The sequence below is a fragment of the Paenibacillus sp. cl130 genome, assembly GCF_900116035.1.
In the GTDB taxonomy this organism is placed as follows: Bacteria; Bacillota; Bacilli; order Paenibacillales; family Paenibacillaceae; genus Paenibacillus; species Paenibacillus polymyxa_B.
In genome coordinates this window covers 48,671-69,851 of record NZ_FOYG01000003.1, presented here as the reverse complement: position 1 = coordinate 69,851, position 21,181 = coordinate 48,671, and the positions used below count along the sequence as shown (strand labels likewise).

The window sequence follows — 21,181 nt, the reverse complement described above, 5'->3', positions numbered from 1 at the left end:
GGAACAGCAAAAGGTTAACGGATAGCAAGCATACGATTCAATGCTAGTACAGCATCCTGTCTGATCTGAGCATCCACACGAATCACACCCACAGGCTCACCCCGATCAAACTGCTCCATTGCCCACAGCAAATGGGGAAGATCGATCCGGTTCATGGTCAGACAGGGACACATATCGGGATTGAGCGATTCAATCTGCTGTTCAGGGTACTGCTGTTTGATTCGTTGCACGAGATTCATTTCTGTGCCAACAGCCCATTGGGTTCCCGGCTCTGCCGCGCGAATGGTATCGATGATGAATTTTGTGGAGCCCGCGCAATCTGCGAGCTGTACGACCTCATAAGAGCATTCGGGGTGCACGATGACCCGGATGTTCTTATCACGCTCACGGACGTTGCGAATATGATCTACCGTGAATTTTTCATGTACTGAACAGTGCCCTTTCCATAAAATAATTTTTACAGTTGCCGGGTCCTGTTCAGTCTCAAGCTGATCGGTCATGGGATTCCACACGGCCATTTCATTTAGCGGAATTCCAAGATCGTAAGCTGTATTGCGGCCCAAATGCTGATCCGGCAAAAACAAAATACGTTCCTTTTGCTTCAGCGCCCATTCCAGCACTTGTTTGGCATTCGAAGAGGTCACGGTAGCCCCGCCATGTCGCCCTACAAAGGCTTTGATCTCTGCTGTGGAATTTACATACGTTAACGGTATGATCGTATCTCCTACCCATTCCTGTAAATGCTTCCATGCTCGTTCTGTCTGCTCCACATTCGCCATATCTGCCATCGAGCAGCCTGCACGCATATCCGGCAGGACAACAGTCTGTCGATCAGTAGTCAGCATATCCGCTGTCTCGGCCATAAAATGTACCCCACAAAATACAATAAACTCCGCTTCCTGATTTTGTGCAGCCATTTGAGCAAGCTGTAGAGAATCTCCTGTTATATCAGCAAACTGAATAACCTCGTCCTTCTGATAGTGATGGCCCGGTATAAGCAGCTTGGGTCCCCATTTTTGTTTCAACTCGGCCACTCGCTGCTCCATGTCAGCAACCGTCAGTGTCTTATAATGCTCTGGTATAAGCCCTCTATTTCCTTGTAAAATGTCAAGCATAGACATTAGAATCCCTCCATATCGATGCGGCTGATCGTTTCCGCTCTCACGAACAGATAACCGCTTTGTGTACATAACTGTTTACAAGTGTCTTGACACTTATATTTACACATGACTACAATAATCTCAAGAGTTTTTGAATGGAATTATTTTTAAGCAGGGAGGAATTACTGTGATTTATCTGGACTATGCCGCTTCCACACCTATGTGTGACGAAGCTTTAAATATGTATAACGTATTAAATAAGGAAATGTTCGGAAATGCCAGCAGCCTCCATGATGCGGGCGGTCAAGCAGCCTACACGCTGGATTACAGCAGGCAACGAATAGCAAATATGATTGGCGGGCAAAAGGAAGGCATCTATTTTACAACCGGGGGAACAGAATCCAATATGTTGATTGTGCAATCAATCCTGAACGGGTTGCCGCCGCATAAAAAGCATTGGATCATGAGCGCTTTGGAACATCACTCGATGTACAACCTTGCTACTTTGCTGGAACGTCAGGGCTATGAACTGACCATTGTGCAACCGGATCGGGAAGGACGAATGACTCGCGAAGCTCTTTTACCTCACCTGAGAGAAAACACCGGACTTGTATCTGTACAACACGCCAATTCGGAAACGGGACTGGTTCAGGACCTTGCTGCCATATCTCCCCTGCTACACGAACGGGGTATTTTGCTGCACAGTGATGCGGTACAGACATTTGGGAATATTCTCTTAGATGTAGAAGCCATGGGAGTAGATGCACTCTCTGTATCGAGCCATAAAGTGTATGGCCCCAAAGGTGTCGGTGCTGCATATCTCAAACCCGGAACCCCGTGGCGTCCCGTGTACCCTGATACGCTACATGAAAACGGATTTCGTCCTGGAACGGTTAATGTTCCCGGGATTGCAGCCTTTGTCGCGGCGGCAGAAATGATGACCGAACAGATGGAGTCGCATCAGGAGCGATATGCTACCCTGAGAAGACACTTTATTAGGAAAATTCAGGAAAGATCCATTCCGTTACGTTGGGTCGTACAGGAAAGCGAGAATAAAGCAGTGCTTCATCATATAGTTGGATGTTTTTTTCACGGTTACGAGGGACAATATGTTATGCTGGAATGTAATCGCAGAGGTGTCTGTATATCAACCGGAAGCGCATGTGCCGCCGGACACCACGATCCTTCGCCTGCCTTACAAGCGCTTGGAGCATCCGACCGTGAAGCATTACAATTTATCCGTATTTCTTTCGGAAGGGCAACCACCATCGAGGAATTGAATGTACTGGTAGATATTTTGACAGACCTGACGCATCGACAAGAAAGGAGCTTATCCCGTTGACTGAATCTTTAAAGCGGTCAGGTACGGATCGCCGCGAGCAGCTGCTGTTGTGGCTGAAGAGCGAATCACCGCTGACCGGGAGCGAACTGGCACGCAGATCCTCCGTTTCCAGACAAGTAATTGTACAGGATATTTCCCTGTTAAAAGCAAGCCAAGAGCCTATCCTTGCAACGAGTCAAGGATACATTTATATGGAGCCTGCGGGTCAGACAGCCCCCTTAGCCTCACGTATTATTGTGTGTAAACATCGACCTGAACAGACAGAAGAGGAACTAAAGCTGATTGTGGACTACGGTGTAAGTGTGCAGGATGTTATTGTTGAGCATCCGGTATACGGGGATCTAACTGCTCCGATACGGGTTGGAACTCGCAAGGAAGTGGACGATTTTATCCGTAAAATCAGTTCCACCCAGGCCACTTATTTGTCCCAGCTGACGGGAGGCATCCACCTGCATACCTTGAATGCCTCGGATGAAGATAAAATTAACGATGCCTGCGCTGCACTGGAGCAAGCAGGCTTCCTGATGACGGACTAACTTAGTGCGCTATAGCGGAGTAAAGAAAATCCTGTCCAGTATGTGGAGTGCAACTGTGCTCCACATGGACGGTATGTAAGTAGCGAGAAATAAAAAAATCCCGGCCCCCTCATATAAGGGAATCGGGAATGAACTATGTGAGCTTAATTTCAAGCAACTCATATTTGATTACAGCCATGGGTGCATCCACATGAATGATACTGCCCACTTCTTTCCCCAAAAGTGCCTTGCCTAAAGGACTCTCATAGGAAATTTTGTTATCCAGAACATCCGCCTCAGCAGGACTTACAATTTTGTATTCCATCTTCTCCGAAAATTCGATGTCATTCAGAATGACAGTCGATCCGATACTAACGGTTCTAAGGTCTAAATTACTCTCGTCCACGACCCGGGCTTTGGTCAGCATCTTCTCCAATATGAGAATGCGGGTTTCCATAAATGCTTGGTCGTCCTTGGCTGAGTGATACTCACTATTTTCCTTCAAATCACCGTAGCTGATAGCCAACTTAAGCCGTTCGGCTAGCTCCTTACGTTTTACGGTCTTCAGTTCCTTAAGCTCATCCTCTAGCTTGGCCAATCCCTCTTTAGTTAACAATACTTCTTCATTCGACATATTTTATCTACAACTCCTATTTCAGCATTTGCTTAATTCCAATTCAACGCTCAAAAATACAATAAACGAACTAAACCGTTTCGGTCTAAACATTGCTGATTGGAAACGCTCTTGGGATGTATGCAAATTGCTCATTTGGCTTGCTTTATTGTAGTTTACTCTAAATCGGACCAACATGCGAAATAAATTACTGATAATAGTAGCCAACTACCTTCAGCCAGGGTGATTCTTATAGTAACCAATGCTCTCTTATTCGCATATCGTATGATCATAACGTATATTGATGAGCACATGCAGTGCCGCTGTCCTTGTCCCGAATTTTGTGAAAACCAGGCAGGAGCAGTATATGGCGGGAGGAAGATTCAATGGCTTCCTTAGGAAAGAATGGTAATGGGAATGGGAATCGTAAATCCAAATCCCCCCCCAACGGTCAAAAGAAAAATGGATTAAACAGTAATTCGGCTATCTTTTCTGCTCTTCAAGGGAAAAATGTGGAGGTCTTAGTGGCAGCCCTCCTACTAACGGGAAAACTAAACGTCGATTCCGTGACTTTATACAGACAAGCAACATTATTTTTAGGCCTCACTGGAAAATACAAAACATTAGCATCTACTCCTTCCAATGTCGATAATATGGTAAAATTTTTAAATGATAATGGAAATATGACACTTGATCAAGTAATACAGGCCTTTTCACAGAAAGTAAACAATTAACAAGTGGCGAAAGGAGATACTTGTGGTGAGTGAGTTTGATGGAGAATATTTTGCAGAGGTTGTCATTATTGTGATACTAGTTGCCTTGTTCTTCTATGGCTCCTCAGATATAGAGGGACTGTCTGCTCAACCAACACAATCCTAAAATGATAGTACCCGCTGCGGGTACTTTTTTCATGCTTCTCTCTTATATAAATACAGCTCGACAGAACACCATAGTGGCAGACATATCGTAAAAATAAAATAGAGCATCTATAGACTCTCACGAGGTCAATAGATGCTCTTACTTTTTAACGGACCATCCTTTCTACTTAATGGCCCTTTACTTCTACACTTATCGTTTGACTAGAAACTTCTCCTGAAGCATTGACTAACTCGGCCCGATACTCGTATGTACCCGGCTTTTGATTTTGGATGTTGGTGACTGCACTTTGGGCCTGCGGGCTTTGGCTTGGAAGATCCTGGGCGTCGATCAGTTCTCCATTTTCATATAAGTTGTATTTTGTCGCATTCGTGCCCCACCACATGTTCATTGTAAGGGTGTAGGTGCCGTCACCGTCCCAATTGTCATGAGACAGCACTGGAATACCAGGCGAAGCATCGGTCACTTCAACAGTTAACGGGTCGCTGGTCGTTTTACCAGAAGCGTTGATCAGTTCTACAGTATACGTGTAGGTACCATTGGTCTTGCCTGTAACAGGAATGACTGCATGCTGTGCTCCAGGGGAAGCAGCTTGCAATGATTCGGTGCCAATCAGCTTGTCGTTTTCATACAACTTGAGTTCATCACCATTCGTACCCCACCACAGATTCATGGTGATGTTGTAGTTGCCATCCTTCAGTCCAGTGTCCTGCCCGTTATCATGCGACAGCACAGGTTTTCCCGGCACTTCACCTACAGCAGTCTTTTTGACTCTAACGGCTACAGGATTGGATACCACTGTTTGACCGTCCAAGGTGACGCTGGCTGTAATCTCCGCGCTCCCCTCTTTTAGGGCCTTAAGTTCTCCATAAGTATCCAGTGAAACGGATTCATGACTGCTGATATACTGAACAGAAGCGCGGCTTAAATCAGCTTCGCTGCCATCTGTCAGCGTACCCTTGAGATGTGTCGCTGCCGTATCCCCAATGTTGAGGGTCGTTTGATCCATTGAAAGCTCTACTTCCTGCAAAGCTGCGCCTGCCTGAGCTGAAAAATCATCCAGTCCACGCGGTTTCAACTGATAATTCCCTTTGAAAATCGCCGAAATTCCCTTCAGCTTCACTTGCTGTCCTTCTTGATATGGAAAAGATGTCCGTGTTAAGCCTGTACGTGCATCGACGCGCACATGGTGACTTACTTCACCAGATACTGCATCAAATTCAAACGAACCTGCGGGAGTCGCGTCTATCACATTACGAATCATTGCCGTAGGAAGCTCAACCAACTGTCCTTGGTTCGCATCACTGAGTTCGATGATTTGTACAGCTTCCGGAAGTTGTCCTTCTCCCGTTTTTTCAATTGCCACTGGATCGGTTAACTCTAGCTCACTATTATACAGTGCCAAGCTTGCTGTAAGCTTTACTCGATCCCCTTGATGAAAGCCGCTTTGGTTCTGATATACATAAATACCGCCACTTTCATCCTGCATGTAAAAGGCTTGACCACCGAATGCACCTGGTTCTGTCGTCACAATACCCTCTAAGGTCACGACTTTGCCAGCCGGGAGACTCCGTGCTTCTGCGACACTGATACGAGCTGGAACCGTATTGCCTTCCTCAGGCAACGGCTGGGCCGGGACATCAGCCAGCACGACGGATTGGGTCAGCAGATTGCTGCCGTTTTGCCTCAGTCTAAGATTAGCTGAACCACTGGTTCCCGGCTTGATCCGCACCGTCAAGTCCTTATAGGCATGCCCTTTGCCGTTGGACTCCAAACTAAATGTTCCGCTATAGCCGTAAGAGGTTGGCCAGCTTCCATCCGGATTTTGAATCTGGGCTACTTGATTGCCGCCCGCTACATAAATACCTGTGCTAAATCCGCTAATCGTGCTGTTAGGAGCCAGTTGGTCGGCAGTAACTCGAATTTGAAAAGGCTGTGCATTGGGCAGCTGCTCTTGACGAACGATGCTGTACACTGGTTGCGCACTGGCTGTAGATCCGCCATAGGACCCTGCCTTGAATGTTCGCTGATCCCACCATTTGTAGCCGGCTGCGGGAGCGGACCAAGGCTCGGCTTGTGGTTCCGTGGAAGTCTGTGGCTCTTCAAAAGGCAGTAATGCCGTCGGCTGGTCCAGCTGTAAGCTTTTCACTTCCGTCAGACTGGTATACTCCTCCTTGTTGGACAACCAGTCTACGATATTGACCAGTAACACGGCGTCATCCTGCTCCTTAAAGCCGTCATACGTTGTCTTCTTGGTTCCTGTCTCTTCGCGCAAATATTTTGGCGTTGCATCTTCGACAGGAGACGAGTCCCCAATGAAAGCAGCTTTGCCTAGTCCTACTTTCGATACAGCTGCATAAGGTCCTTCTGGAATTCCGCCTCCGTTATAAACGCCCTGATCTACCGCGTTGCCCCAAGCCTGATTGGTTTTAGGAAGATATACGATTCCCTTGGCTTTCGCTGGGTCGATAATCGCGAGTGTTGATCCTGCATGCATTGCCACATTACTCACTCCAGCTGTAATGCCAAACGCCTGCGCTGGCTCGACAATCTGATTGGCCGTGATATCGCCTAATGCATTGTAGCGAAAGCGCACACCAAACTGGCTGCCCAGCCAATCTGAGCTGACTACGCCCTGCATCGCTGCTGAGCTTTTTTCTTCTGCACTCATTCCCTTCGCAGGGTCTTCCCATGCACCACGACGGTAGCCATTAATGCTCTCCGATCCGTCCCAGCGATTCTTGTTGCGGTCCGCGTTATAATGATCTCCAATGAAAAAAATACTATTGCCTGCTTTTACATACTGCTCCATTGCAGCCTGTTCGCTCTGTTTAAAAGGAATATTTGGCTCTGCCGTAACAAATACATCATAATTCTTTAGATCATTGTAAGTAATAGGCGTAGATTGGCGAAGCTCGTGTACATCATAGCCATTGCTCGCGAGGGCTTGGCCGAAGTCTGAAAATCCACCATCAATCACCCAATCTGCTGCGCCAGCTGTCTGTCCATGTGTATTATCAAACAGCACTTTTCTACCAGCGTTCTCATTGACCACTTTCGCAGCAATGAAGGGGGCTGGGTCCGCCGGACCTTCTGCCCGTACCGGTTGTATGCTGCCCGCAACACCAGCGTACAACGATAAAGTGAAAACCATAGCAGTTGCGTATTTGAAGCTACGGGATGTAAAGCGACGAAAGATTCCCATTATTCTCCTCCTGTTTGTTGGTTTAAAGCCCCTCTGGGGGGCATCAGATACAAATTTTAGCATTCATTTATGTTCGAATATGCATTGTTTTGTAAATCTTTAGGAATAATGAATAGGAAGTAAATTCCAATAAAAGAGATACACCGTATGCAGCAATGTGAGTACCGCAAATAGGATTTTCCCAGCAGCCCGGGGTCTCCTTTCCCCTGTAATCAGCTTTGCGCCATTCACGATCAATACCCATACGGCAATGAGAGCTGAAATGAGCGGTAACGTGCAAATTCCCCAGATATACCAGGCGGAATAGCCATACACTATCTGATTGTTACCATAGATGACCTGCACCCCGAGAAAAATCGAATTTAGTGACGCAATGAATGCAAGGTTGGACGAAATGTGATTATTCGTTTTACGGATATCTCTGATCACATATCTTACAATCCAAATCAGCAAGGTTGTGATGAAAAATAAGGAGGCGGCAGCGTAGCTGACAAGCAGAGTCCAGGTACGGTGCCAAAGTGTCGTCTGCTTCATGGTCTTACTGTCTGGGGCAACCATCATCCAAGTACCGTTTTCCTGATACAGCAAAATTTTAAGCTGGCCCCCCTTTTCCACAAACAATCCATCACCTGCTGCTTGAAACACTTTGTCTGTTGCTTCATTCTCATTTGGGTGTTTTCCTTTAACAATTAACGTATGATCATCTTGAATTCGCACGGTGTATGTAATGCTTCCCAGTATCCGAATCCATTTTCCCCAACCATGAACAGGATTAGAATCCACCTGATATACGCCCTCGATCTCTGGCGAAAGTTTCACTTGTGTGGAAGAGCGAGCTAGTGACTGCGAAACGGCCTGCGGCTCTGAGGGCAGCATTTGGGCTATCGCATGGATGACTTTTCCATGTAGCAGGGTGTCCGTGTCAGCTGAATTAATGATCACAAAAATACCAATTTTTTGGGACGGAATCAATACCATCTCAGAAATAAAATCATCAATTTCCCCGGTAGCCCACAGCATAGGTACTCCCGTCTCCAAATGACCACGAAAAAATCCGTAGCCCACGCCATCCAGGCGTGCATCGACTGCAAATTGCTGCGCATGCATCACTTTTACCGTATGTGGCTGAAGCACCACTTTGCCCTCATACTTGCCTTGGTTTAAATGAGTGATCAGATAATGGGAAAACTCGTTGGGTGTGACGTTCAACGCTCCTGCTCCCGGCAGATTGATATACGACAAAGGCTGTTTCAAATACGCTCCGTCCTTCCACTGATACGACTGGGCCAGTGCAGGATGATTTAACGGCAATTCCAGTGTCGCGCTGGGCATATTCATCGGCTGGAACAGATGTGTACGGAGGTAATCATTCAGTCCCTGACCGCTTACTTGCTCCACGATATTACCGATCAGACCGTAGGCGACATTGCTGTAATCATACTGAATTCCAGGTTTGCGGATGGGAGGCTGATTTTGAAAATACGTGCTGAGATACTGCTCTGTGGGCAAAACGCCTGCCCGAGTCGAGCTGTTAATGTCGTACAGCGCTTCATCTAATCCCGAGGTATGTGTCAAAAGCTGATGCAAATTGAAAGGCTGATTTTGGTATTGCGTAGCTTTATAGCTGTGGAGATAGCTGTTCACGTCTTCATTCAAATCAAGCTTATTTTGCTCAACCAGCTGCATCGTGGCGCTTGCACTAAATGATTTGGTTAGAGATCCGACACGAACAATGGTCTTTGCTGGATCGAATACCACTTTCCGCTCCATATCTGCATATCCATAGCCTTTACTAAAAAGGATTTGGTTTTCCTGGGTCACGACGACTGCAGCCCCCGGAATATGCAATTTTTCCAATTCTGTACTCATAATATTGTCCACTGTTTTTTCCAATGAATCAGGTGTTATGCTGTCTGTTGCCCATGCCGAAGCAATGAGCAGGTTCGAGAGAAACAACGCTGCTAAAAAAGCGGATAGGTAGCAAATGCCTTTATTCTTCATATTGAAGTACCATCCTTACGTATGAAGTTGATTTAATGATTTGAACCGTGCGGTGATTGCATAGCGAGCAGATATTTATACTCCATATGGAAGCCATCAGCATGGCGCTATGGAATCATCGCACTTCCCATCGCGGGAGTGCACATAATAAAGCGAATCCTGATCGAGTCGCGTAAGCAGAAGGCTTCTTACCTGTCGATCAGGATTCATGTGTTACAGATTAAAAATTAGTGATTCAGTTCGTTACATCATCGACCGTAGATTTTCAAGATTTATGATGTGCCAAGTCTTGTGTCATGTCTTTGTCCGTGTTCCGAGTTATCTTTTGTATGGTGGCACGGATACTTTTTACATTTTCCTCGATAAATCCGGGTTCCAGCAGTTCATAATGATTGCCAATCAAGCTATGCTCTTCATAGCTACCTTGTGTAGCGTCTTTCCATAAAAGTCGATTATCTCCTGTACCCTTGACCGTTTCCGATCCAACGGCGACAAAGCCGTGAATATTCGCCTGAACGCTCTCTGTATTCACAAGCTGGTTGCCATATACCGCGTAAGCGATCATTTTACGTTGGTACGTTTCATTCAACAGCTCACGGTAGGAGTAGGGAACTTGTTCCAGCATGTCATGAATTTCATGCTCTGTTTCTTCAACTGTGAAGGGCAGGGCTTCCGCCCTTTTGACCGAATCGAGCATAAAAATATCGGATACAGTATGACCTTGACGTTCCAGTGTGTCAGCAACCTTATGCGCCAGATTACCACCTATGGAATAACCAAGCAGCACATACGGACCTTGCGCTTGCGTGCTGACGATCAAATCAACGTAACGTGCCAGCATGGCCTGCTCATCCGCAGCATCATCTACGAACTCCAACCCATACACGACTGCGTCCTGATCCAGTTGTTTCGCAAGCTCCGCGAACGACAGCCCGTATCCAAGCATAGGAGGAAAGCAGAAGATGGAGATCGGACCGTGTTCATTCAACCGAATGATTGGACTATCGGCCTTGTATTCCAGATCGGCTTTCAATAATGTGAGCGCCTGCGCTTCTATAGTCGGGAAGTCCAGAACACTACGGATGGGAAGCTCAATATCTGTAGCAAGGTGAACTTTGCGTATAAGCTCCAGTACTTTTAAGGAATGTCCACCTAACGTGAAAAAGTCATCGTGGATACCCACTTGTGGAATTTCAAGTACTTCCTGCCAAATGGCTGCCAGCAACTGTTCCACATCAGTTCGCGGTGCGACATATTCTATACCCGTGTGCAGCCCTTTGTCCGGCACAGGTAAAGCTTTGCGGTCGATTTTGCCGTTTGTCGTCAGCGGAAACCGATCCAGCTGTACAAATGCGGATGGAATCATATAGCTCGGCAGACTGGCCGACATCGCAACTCGAATCTCACGGATGGTCAGCTGTTCATCGGCGGTGAAGTAAGCACATAATTGCTGCTGACCCGCTCCATCCCGCAAAGCAATAACAACGCTATCCCGCACGGACGGTACACTTGCCAGCCGCGCCTCCACCTCGCCCAGCTCAATCCGGTAACCGCGAATTTTAACCTGTTGATCAATCCGTCCAGCGTATTCCAGTATGCCGTCTTCACGCCAGCGAACAAGGTCTCCCGTACAGTACAGGCGATCTCCGTCCACCCACGGGTTAGCTAGAAATCTCTCAGCTGTCAGCTCAGGACGGTTCAGATAACCACGTGCAACTCCGTCTCCGCCGACAACCAGCTCACCCCAAGCTCCGACCGGCTGCAGGTTAAATGACGAATCCACAACATACGCCGTCGAATTGCGGATGGGGCGTCCGATCGGCACAGAATCCAGCTGTTCTTCCGTAATGTGATACGTCGTCGAAAAGGTTGTATTTTCCGTTGGCCCATAGCCGTTAATGATGTTGATGTCCGGATTATCGCGCAGGACCCGGTTAATATGGGGTGCAGACAAAACATCACCACCAACCAGCAAATACTTCACATCGCCGAAAAGTTTACTATCCTGCTGTGAAAGCTGATTAAATAACGGAGTGGTCAGCCACATCATGGTGACGCGATGATCCCGTATCGTCTCTTTAAGCTTGGCCGCGTCCAATAGATCATCCTTATGCACAAGAACAAGCTGACCGCCGTTCAGCAGCGCGCCCCAAATTTCAAACGTAGATACATCAAATACAAACGCGCAAGTCTGCAGCATTCGGGTCGATTCATCAAATGGCACATAATCCGTATTGCGGACAAGGCGCACGACACTTTGATGCTCAACAACGACACCCTTAGGCTTACCTGTTGAACCTGAGGTATAAATGACATAAGCAGCATGATTACCCGCTCCATCTATACCCAGATTGGAAGCATCTGCACTGTAGGACGTATCCTCATTCAGATTGACAATCTGTCCGTCAAAATAGCAACGATCCAGTAAATCCTGCTGGGCCAGCAGCAGCTTGGCTCCAGAGTCCTCCAGCATATAACGGATACGGTCCTCCGGATATTGAGAGTCTACCGGCACATACGCGCCACCAGCCTTCAAAATAGCGAGTGTTCCCGTAATCATATCCAGTGAGCGCTCCGTCAAAATGCCCACAGGTTCATCGGATTTCACCCCTGCATCACGCAGCGTATGCGCTAAACGGTTGGCTATCTCATTGAGTTCCCGATAGGTCAATGATTGATGACCCAAAGCTACGGCAATATGATCCGGCGTGCGCTCTGCCTGCTCCTCAAACAGTTTTTGGATCGAGTGATTGCTTGGATATGCAGAGGCAGTGTCATTAAACTCTCCTGTAATTTGTTGTTTTTCCGCCGCTGTAACCAGTTCCAGCTCTTCTACGCAAACATTCGGGTTAAGCAAAACTTGCTCCAACAGGTTCACAAAATGTCCATGCAGACGCTCAATGCCTGTTTGATCATAACTTAACGCGTTATACATAAAACGAATCTTGATGCATTCTCCCGGCATAACGACTAAGCTCAGATCATAGTTAGTCTGCTCTGCAGCCACCACATTGGAAATCGAGAATGTATCCTGCCCGTCACTTCCCAGTTCCTCGACCTGCTCATCTACTGGATAATTTTCAAACACCATAATATGGTTAATTAAATCCTGTTTCTGGTCGGTCAATGCCTGAATCTCAAACAGTGGATACGTATCATATGCATGAGAAGCCAGCGCCTGCTCCTGCGTTTTCTTCATAACTTCTGCAAAAGATTCCCCTGCCTCACTAAGAATGCGAACGGGAATGGTATTAATGAACAAGCCGATAATATCCTCTACCCCGATAATATCTGATGGACGGCCTGAGACGACACTGCCAAATACGACATCACTGTGGTTGTTATATTTTTGCAGCACAATCCCCCATGCGGTTTGTAATAACGTATTCATGGTCACTTGATATCGCTTAGCCGTCTCCTCCACCCGGAGGGTCAACTCACGTTCCAAAACCGTCACCCAATCACTAGCCGTGTTGCCTTCACTCTTGCGACCGGATTTTACAGCTGGTAACGCTGTTTGCTGCTCATATCCGGATAAATAGCTGCTCCAGTAGTCGGTTGCCGCCTTGCGATCCTGTGCTTCCAGCCATTCAATAAAGCGGCTGTACGGCACTGCCGGTGCCAGTTCTGGTACTCTGCCCTCCTGAAGTGCTGCATAGCTTTCAAACACTTCTTTGTTTATAAGGGACAGACACCAGCCGTCCATGACGATATGATGAAAGCTCCATACAAAATGATAGCTGTCTTCTCCGGTACGTAAAATCGCTACACGCAGCAGGACATCCCGACGCAGATCAAAGCCCCGTGCTTTATCTTGTAGCTTGAAATTTTTCACCCAGGTATCTTTTGCATCCTCATCTAGATGGTGTAAATCTTCATATTGAAAGCCGCAATCCCGATTTCGATACACCACCTGCAACGGTTTCGTATCTCTGCCAAAATAAAAATGTGTACGCAGCGCCTCATGTCGCCGAACCAGAATATTCAGGCTTTCTGCAAAAGCCCGAATGTCCATCTGACCTCGCATATCATAAGAAACCTGCTCAAAATACGCGTCATTCGCAGCTGCTTGACTATCTAGCTGGCTGTGAAACAGCATCCCTTTCTGCATCGGGGTCAGTGCATATACATTGTCGATCTCACCCGCAGCACCCATTTCAGATAAGAGGCTGTCCAAGCCCTCCACACTCATTCCTTTATAAGAAATATCACTTGGGGTAAGCTCCGGGTGTTCTTTATGGATGCAATGCGCCAAAATTTCACGCAGGCTCGATTCCAGGAATTTCGCCAATCGCTCGATGGTCTCCGGTCTATAGCTGGTACGACTATAGCTAATCGTCAGACCCAGTTGGCCCCCCGAAATAATGCCGCCAAAATCCAGCGTATACGTTCGAGCCATGGTCGGGCTCAACGGCATCCCACCCTCATATGAGGATGATTGCAAGTCGTTCCCTTTCATATCCTGATCGAACTGTCCCAAATAGTTAAAGCTGATTTCGGGATCTGTCGTAAATATGGCTGGAGATGCCTCCTGTGCCTGTGTCTGACGGTCGGCTAAATATTTCAGTACACCGTAGCCAATCCCTTTTTGCGGAATGCCGCGCAGTCCTTCCTTCACACGCTTAATCCGTTGCGAAAGTGCCAGTTCTTCCGGCATATCGAGCAAAACAGGATATTGGCTTGTAAACCACCCTATCGTTCGAGTAATGTCCACCTCTGGTAAAATGGCTTCACGTCCATGTCCCTCCAGATTAATCAGGAAACGCTCATGTCCGCTCCATGCTTGCAATGCCATTCCTACCGCCGTCAACAACAGGTCATTAATTTCTGTACGGTAGGCACGATTGGCCTGCTTGAGCAGTTGCTCTGTCTCTGCATGTGTCCACAAAGCAGTAACCGACTCACTATCGCCAATCAATGGCTTTTCGTGCTCGTTATGCCCGTAATCCTGCGGCAAAGGAGCCGGATCCGCTTGTGCAAGTTTCCCCCAATACGCTCGCTCACGTTCCATAGCTGGACTGTTGGCATAAGCGTGCAGCTGCTCGGCCCATGTTTGGAACGAATCTGTTTTATGAGGCAGCTGAATCACCTGTTCACCCTTGGAGGCTTGATCATAGGCAGTCGCCAAATCCTCGAATAATATGCGCCAGGATACTCCGTCCACCGCCAAATGATGAATCACGACCAGCAGATGATCTCCATCCGGGCAACGGAACAGCCCCAGTCTCATCAGCGGACCTTCGCTTAGGGAAATACCAGATTGAATTTCATTGCATTTCGCTTCAATTATCTTCGCCAAATCTTGCTTGTTTACATCGCTGTCATTATAGTCAAAGCATTCCAGATGGTACGGTTCGCCTTCCTCTACACTGCGGTTCCATGCTGTACATCCGTTCTCCGACAAACTAAAAACCATACGCAATGCATCATGGTGCGAAGTAATCTGATGGAGCGCCCGCCGTAGTGCCTGTTCGTCATAGCCTTCCTGACGATAGAGCATGACAGATTGGTTAAAATAGTGTGGTTCTTCCGTTGGCTGTTCAAAAAACCAGCGCTGAATCGGTGTAAGCACTACATTTCCTGTAACCTCGCCCTGCTCGGCTATTCGGTTAACAGGCTGAATATATGTGCTTAGTCCCGCAATTGTCGGGTATTTGAACAAGTCCTTCATTTCCAGCTTGTATCCAGCCTGAAACAAGCGGGACGATACTTGGATGGCCTTGATGGAGTCACCACCCAAATGGAAAAAGTTATCCTGTATTCCGACTTTCGGGATACCAAGAATGGCTCCCCAAGCCGTAGCCAGTGCCTGTTGAACATCCGTCTCGGGTGCCATATAATCCATACCTGTATCGAGATTGTGCTCAGGTGCGGGCAGTGCCCTGCGGTCTACTTTGCCATTCAGCGTCAAAGGCAGTCTGGAGAGCTGCACAAAGTAGGACGGCACCATATAGCCAGGCAGATTCTGCGACAAAATGTTACGTAAGTCGCTGGCGCTCAATTCACTGTCTGTTGCAAAATAGGCACACAGCTGTTTTTGTCCGTGATCATCCTGCCGCACGGTAACAACCGATTCCTTCACACCTGGAATCGTGGACAAACGGGTTTCAATTTCACCCAGTTCAATGCGGTAGCCGCGAATTTTGACCTGTTCATCCATTCTTCCCTTGTACTCCAGCACACCATCAGCACGCCAACGCACTAAGTCCCCTGTACGATAGCAATATTCTCCAGACCGGAATGGACTTTCAATAAATTTTTCCGCCGTAAGCTCGGGCCGATTCAGATATCCTCGCCCAACACCGTCGCCACCGACGATCAGCTCTCCCCAGGCTCCGATAGGCTGCAGCTTCAACGAACGATTGACCACATAAGCGGTCGAGTGATCAATTGGACGTCCAATGGGAATAGCCTGGGTTTGCGGTTCTGTAATGTCATAGATGGTGGAAAAGGTGGTGTTCTCCGTCGGCCCATAAATATTGGCCAGGCGAAGCTGCGGGTACTCCTTCAACACACGATTGACGTGTGGTACAGACAACACATCACCACCCACGAGCAACTCCTTCAAGGACGCAAACACTCCGATTTCTTGCTGCGAATACTGATTGAATAAAGCCGTGGTCATGAACATCGTGTTAACACGATACTTGTCAATCGCCTGCTTGAGCTTGGAGGCATCCAGAATAGTATCATGACTTACCACATACAGTTGTCCCCCGTTCAGCAGCGTTCCCCAAATTTCAAATGTGGAGGCATCGAACACAACTGCACCCAATTGCAGCATACGTGTATTTTCATCAAGCATGGCATAGCTTTTGTTTTTCACTAGGCGCACGACATTATGGTGCTCAATCATCACGCCCTTCGGTTTGCCTGTCGTACCAGAGGTGTAGATCACATACGCAAGATCGGAGGAAGATCCCCCTGTTGTAATCGCAATTGTTCCATCGGTATGAGCGTCACCTTCAGATTTGCTATTCCATCGTTGTTCATCACTCAAATCGATGACCGGAATGCCGGGTTCAAAAGGGGTCTGCTCACGTCGCTGTAACAGTAACAGCCCAGCACTGGAATCCTCCAGTAAATAACGGATACGCTCCTCAGGATAATCGGGATCAATGGGAACGTAAGCCCCTCCGACCTTCAAAATCGCCAGCATACCGACGACCATTTCAATGGAGCGTTCAGCCATAATCCCTACTCGCTGTGTCTCTGGCTCGGAGCCGCGCCGTATCCCATGGGAAGCGAGTATGTGTGCCAGACGGTCGGCACGTTCATTCAGCTCGCGGTAGGTAAGCTGCATGTCCGCAAAGGTGACGGCCAGCCGATCTGGTGATTGCGCTACCTGTTCCTCGAACAGCACATGCAGTGCTTGATCTCGTGGATACGGATAGTCTGCTACCGTATCATTGAATCTCTGCACAAGCAGCTCTTTTTCTTGGGCCGAAACCATTTCAATAGCCGAAAGAACGATATCCGGCTGTTCTATAACCGCATTGATAAGCTGCTGCAAATGTTCAGTCAGTCGTTCAATGGTTTCCCGTTTGTACAGCCGAGTTCCGTATTGAAGAGCACAGGAAATTTGTTCTCCATCCTCCACTGCGAACAGACTCAAATCAAATTTGGCCGTCGTTTGTTCACTTGGATAGGATGCCAATTGAAGCCCCGCCAGCTGCTGCTCTTTTTGCTCTAAGTTTTGCAGTGCAAACATGGTATCAAATAACGGATTACGGCTTAAATCTCGATCCACGCCCAGCTTCTCCACCAGCTCTTCAAACGGATAATCCTGATGTTCAAAAGCCTTTAACGCGTTTTCCTTGACCTCCAACACATAATCGCGGAACGTTTTCCCGCCTTCTGGATAATTACGGATTGCCAGTGTATTCACGAACATCCCGATCAGACTGCCAAGATCTGCATGGGGTCGCCCTGCAATTGGCGAACCGACTATAATATCCTCCTGCCCGCTATAGTGGCTAAGCAAAGCCGAATAGGCAGCCAACAGCACCATATATAATGTCGATTCCGTCTGCACCGCAATGCTTATTAAGCCTTCGCTTTGTCGTTGGTCAAGCGTAAATTCCAGCATATCTCCTTCAAAGCTTCTCACCGCCGGACGTGGATAATCAGTCGGTAGATCTAGCACAGGTAGCTCTCCTGCGAAGGTATTGAGCCAGTAGTTTTCCTGTTCCCGGTAGCGTTCACTTTGCTGCTGTTTCTGTTGCCAAGCGGCGTAGTCTTTATACTGAATGCGCAGCGATGGCAGCGTGTCGCCTGCATATAAATGAATGAAGTCCTGAATTAGTACATTTATAGAGGTGCCGTCCGAAATGATATGATGCATATCCATGAGCAAAATATGATGCTCTGGGTCTGTTTCAATCAAACCAACTCGGAATAACGGAGCCTGCCCCAGATCGAATGGTTGGACAAAGTTACGTACCAGCTCATCCGTTTCCTTTGGGGCAGCTCCGTGAGCATAGGTCAATTCCATGCAAAAAGGAACCTCGTCATGTACTCGCTGGACAGGTTCACCGTTCATGGTCTCAAAACTTGTGCGCAATGTTTCATGGCGGTCAATAAGCTGACGGAACGCGTTATCCAGTGCCTTGTGATCAAGTGAACCGGTCAGAGTCAGGGCACCAGGTATGTTATAGCTAATTCCCGCTCCATCAAGCTGATTGAGGATATACATCCGTTTTTGAGCCGAAGAGACCGCATAAAATGGCTTATTTTCCGTAACAGAGATGGATTCATAGTTGGTTTGCTCCAGTGCTTCAATAACCTGCGCCAGCTGTTCGATTGTTGGGTGCTGGAACAGATCCTTTAGCTGCACATTTTTATGCAATTCCTTATAGATGAGTGATATGACATGTGTCGCCCGCAGGGAATGTCCTCCTGCCTCAAAAAAGTTATCCTTAATCCCAATGCGCTCAAGCTCCAGCACATCTTTCCAGATGCTAGCCAGTTGTGCTTGTAATTGATTTTGAGGAGGTACATATTCTGCGCCTGAGCTTACACCTCCCTCTGGCTGTGGCAACGCTCGGCGATCCACCTTGCCGTTGGGCGTCAGTGGCAATTGCTCTAGCTGTACAAAATACGACGGTACCATGTAGCCCGGCAGCTCCTGACTCAAAGCGCTACGCAGCTCACTTGTCGCTACTTCCGCATGGGTGACCACATATGCGCAGAGCAGCTTTTGCCCCTGTTCATCTTCATGTGCAATTACAACAGCTTCTCGGACTGCCTCCAGCTTCAACAGCTGTGCTTCCACCTCGCCCAGCTCGATCCGGTAGCCCCGGATTTTTACCTGCGCGTCGATCCGTCCCTTATATTCCAGCGTCCCGTCCGCATTCCAACGCACCAGGTCCCCTGTACGATAGCAGCGTTCGCCGCCACGGAATGGGCTGTCAATAAACTTTTCAGTCGTCAGGTCTGGGCGGTTGCGATATCCGCGAGCCACCCCGTCACCGCCGACGATCAGCTCCCCCCACGCTCCAATAGGCTGAAGCTGCATCGAACGGTCCACGACATATGCCGTCGAGTTATGGATCGGGCTACCAATGGGCACAGATGCCGATTGAACGCCGGTAATGGCATGTGTGGTGGAAAAGGTCGTATTTTCCGTCGGACCGTAGCCGTTAATGATATGTAGATTCGGATGGGCCTCCAATACCCGGTTAATATGCGGTACGGACAGCACATCACCACCAACCAATAGCTCCCGCATCCCCTCAAATAGTTCCAAGTCCTGCTGGGATAGCTGATTAAAGAGTGGTGCGGTCAGCCACATCGTGGTAATGCCGTGATTGCGAACAACTTCCTTGAGCTTGGGAGCGTCCAAAATAACATCCTGACTCACCAGCACCAGCTGTCCACCGTTCAATAACGCACCCCAAATTTCGAAGGTGGACGCGTCAAAGACAACAGACCCGGTCTGCAAAATGCGCGTGTCGGCATTCAAGCGTGCATAATTTGTGTTTGTCACCAAACGCACGACATTACGGTGCTCCACCATAACCCCTTTGGGCTGGCCTGTAGTCCCTGAGGTGTACATAATATAGGCCAAACGACCAGCTGCGCTCGCCTTCGGTTGTTCTCCAGCTGCATAAGCCTGCTGTATTTGTTCTGCTTGTTCTGATTGCGTAGCTTTTGGTTGCATGGTTTCTGGTTGTATGGTTGTCGTAGAAGCAAGTTCGGGACTGGCGAAAATGGAGTAGAACGGATCTAGGCAGTCCACGTATCCCGGATCAGTATTCGTCCCGTGATCATTCGGCAAAATTGGATCGTAACGATCAGCATCATCCGTTCCATAAATTGCAGCATCGCTAAGGTCAAGCACCATTCCCTTAAAATCAGTGGGCCGATGTTCCATTCGCTGCACGAGCAGTATGTCCGCACCGGAATCCTGCAGCAAATAGCGTATACGCTCATCCGGGTAATCAGAATCAATGGGTACATACGCTCCACCTGCTTTGAGAATTCCGAGCATACCGACAATCATCTCGATCGAGCGTTCAGCTACAATGCCGACCGTCTGCTCGGTGCGGATTCCCTGCTTACGTAAAGAATGAGCCAGTCGGTTGGCCTTTTCATTCAATTCTGCATAGGTTAGGCTATCTTGCCCACACACTACCGCCACCTGCTGTGGTGCCTGCTTCGCCTGTTTCACGAACAATTCATGAATAGACGCATGACGTGGATAATCCACAGTTGTATCGTTGAAGGTATGGACCAGCTGCTCTACTTCTTGCTCTGACAGTACTTGTGCTGTGGAAATCGCCAACTCTGGCTGCTGCAAAACAATAGTGTACAGCCGCAGAAGCTGCTCAACAAAGTGCTCAATCGTCGTCTCGCTATAACGGTCGCTACTATACTTTACGTTCAGGGAGACCGCTTCATGTTCCCATTGAAACTGGAAATCCAGTTCAGATTGTACGTGATTTAAAAAATCAGAAATATGAATATTTTGCAAGGATACTGTGGTGTGAATAAGAGGCTTTTCATCCTCATTACGTTGAATGTCAAGTAATTCAGAATAGTTCCAAAAAGGAATGTTTTGATGTTCAATAGCTTCGCCGACAGAGGTTTTGATTTGAGACAGCAAAGCTTTGAAGGTTGTGCTGGAATCCAGCGTATTTTTCAATAAAAGCAGATGGTTGATCGGCTTTGTAGCACCGTTGCCAGACTTGGCTACCGGGATGCCCAGCAGCACACGTTCCTCACCTGTGTATTTATGCAATAAGCTCTCTACTCCAGCAAGCAGGACCATAAACACGGCCCATGGAGCGCCACCTGTTATAGATGATATTCTTTGGGAAATTTCAGTTGGAAATGTGAGTGTGTACGTATGGGAATTTAAACTCGTTACAGTTGTACTTCTGGACACATGGTTGGTGTATGGTAGGCAGATGATATGATCCTCAGATTCCAGTTTATGACTCCAGTAATTTTTTTCCTTCTCAAATAAGGCTTTCAATGACATCCCTCCTGCTTCTCGGGGCCTGTTCCCCCGGTTGGATGGTGCGT

General features: G+C 47.9%; 8 protein-coding genes. 3 read left to right on the top strand and 5 right to left on the bottom strand.

Annotated elements, in window-relative coordinates:
* Positions 1–14: 14 nt before the first annotated feature.
* Entirely contained in the window at positions 15–1,121 is a 1,107-nt protein-coding gene (gene nadA, locus BM358_RS09655) for a quinolinate synthase NadA (RefSeq protein ID WP_028541388.1), read from the bottom strand.
* Between the two features lie 166 nt (positions 1,122–1,287).
* Between nadA and BM358_RS09650 the strand changes: the two genes are divergently transcribed.
* The gene (locus BM358_RS09650; RefSeq protein ID WP_028541389.1) at positions 1,288–2,442 is read left to right on the top strand and encodes an IscS subfamily cysteine desulfurase; all 1,155 of its coding nucleotides are present in this window, start codon (positions 1,288–1,290) and stop codon (positions 2,440–2,442) included.
* Positions 2,439–2,978 (top strand): transcription repressor NadR, encoded by a 540-nt coding sequence (locus BM358_RS09645; protein WP_028541390.1) that lies wholly within the window; start codon positions 2,439–2,441, stop codon positions 2,976–2,978. Before BM358_RS09650 ends, BM358_RS09645 begins: the two co-directional genes overlap by 4 nt.
* A gap of 133 nt (positions 2,979–3,111) precedes the next feature.
* Here the strand turns inward: BM358_RS09645 and greA are convergent, their stop codons facing one another.
* Positions 3,112–3,591, bottom strand: coding sequence for a transcription elongation factor GreA (greA, locus tag BM358_RS09640; RefSeq protein WP_013310174.1), 480 nt, complete (start codon positions 3,589–3,591; stop codon positions 3,112–3,114).
* A 365-nt stretch (positions 3,592–3,956) separates the two neighbouring features.
* Between greA and BM358_RS09635 the strand changes: the two genes are divergently transcribed.
* Entirely contained in the window at positions 3,957–4,304 is a 348-nt protein-coding gene (locus BM358_RS09635) for a hypothetical protein (protein ID WP_023988452.1), read from the top strand.
* A gap of 311 nt (positions 4,305–4,615) precedes the next feature.
* On the opposite strand, the gene BM358_RS09630 is transcribed toward BM358_RS09635, so the two are convergent.
* The 3 genes from BM358_RS09630 to BM358_RS09620 all read right to left on the bottom strand — a co-directional run bounded on the left by BM358_RS09630 (position 4,616) and on the right by BM358_RS09620 (position 21,131).
* Positions 4,616–7,651: a chitinase N-terminal domain-containing protein gene (locus tag BM358_RS09630; RefSeq protein WP_028541391.1), complete on the bottom strand. Its 3,036-nt coding sequence runs from the start codon at positions 7,649–7,651 to the stop codon at positions 4,616–4,618.
* A 99-nt stretch (positions 7,652–7,750) separates the two neighbouring features.
* Positions 7,751–9,652, bottom strand: a complete 1,902-nt coding sequence (locus BM358_RS09625) for a serine hydrolase domain-containing protein (protein WP_028541392.1) — start codon at positions 9,650–9,652, stop codon at positions 7,751–7,753.
* A gap of 265 nt (positions 9,653–9,917) precedes the next feature.
* Positions 9,918–21,131 carry a non-ribosomal peptide synthetase gene (locus BM358_RS09620; protein ID WP_028541393.1) on the bottom strand — a complete coding sequence of 3,738 codons (11,214 nt, stop codon included), beginning with the start codon at positions 21,129–21,131 and terminating at the stop codon, positions 9,918–9,920.
* Between the last annotated feature and the right edge of the window lie 50 nt (positions 21,132–21,181).

What these genes read in the sequence shown, in the direction of transcription:
- BM358_RS09625 (WP_028541392.1), bottom strand. Translation starts at nt 9,652, where the DNA reads ATGAAGAATAAAGGCATTTGCTACCTATCCGCTTTTTTAGCAGCGTTG.
- greA (WP_013310174.1), bottom strand. Translation starts at nt 3,591, where the DNA reads ATGTCGAATGAAGAAGTATTGTTAACTAAAGAGGGATTGGCCAAGCTA.
- BM358_RS09635 (WP_023988452.1), top strand. Translation starts at nt 3,957, where the DNA reads ATGGCTTCCTTAGGAAAGAATGGTAATGGGAATGGGAATCGTAAATCC.
- nadA (WP_028541388.1), bottom strand. Translation starts at nt 1,121, where the DNA reads ATGTCTATGCTTGACATTTTACAAGGAAATAGAGGGCTTATACCAGAG.
- BM358_RS09630 (WP_028541391.1), bottom strand. Translation starts at nt 7,651, where the DNA reads ATGGGAATCTTTCGTCGCTTTACATCCCGTAGCTTCAAATACGCAACT.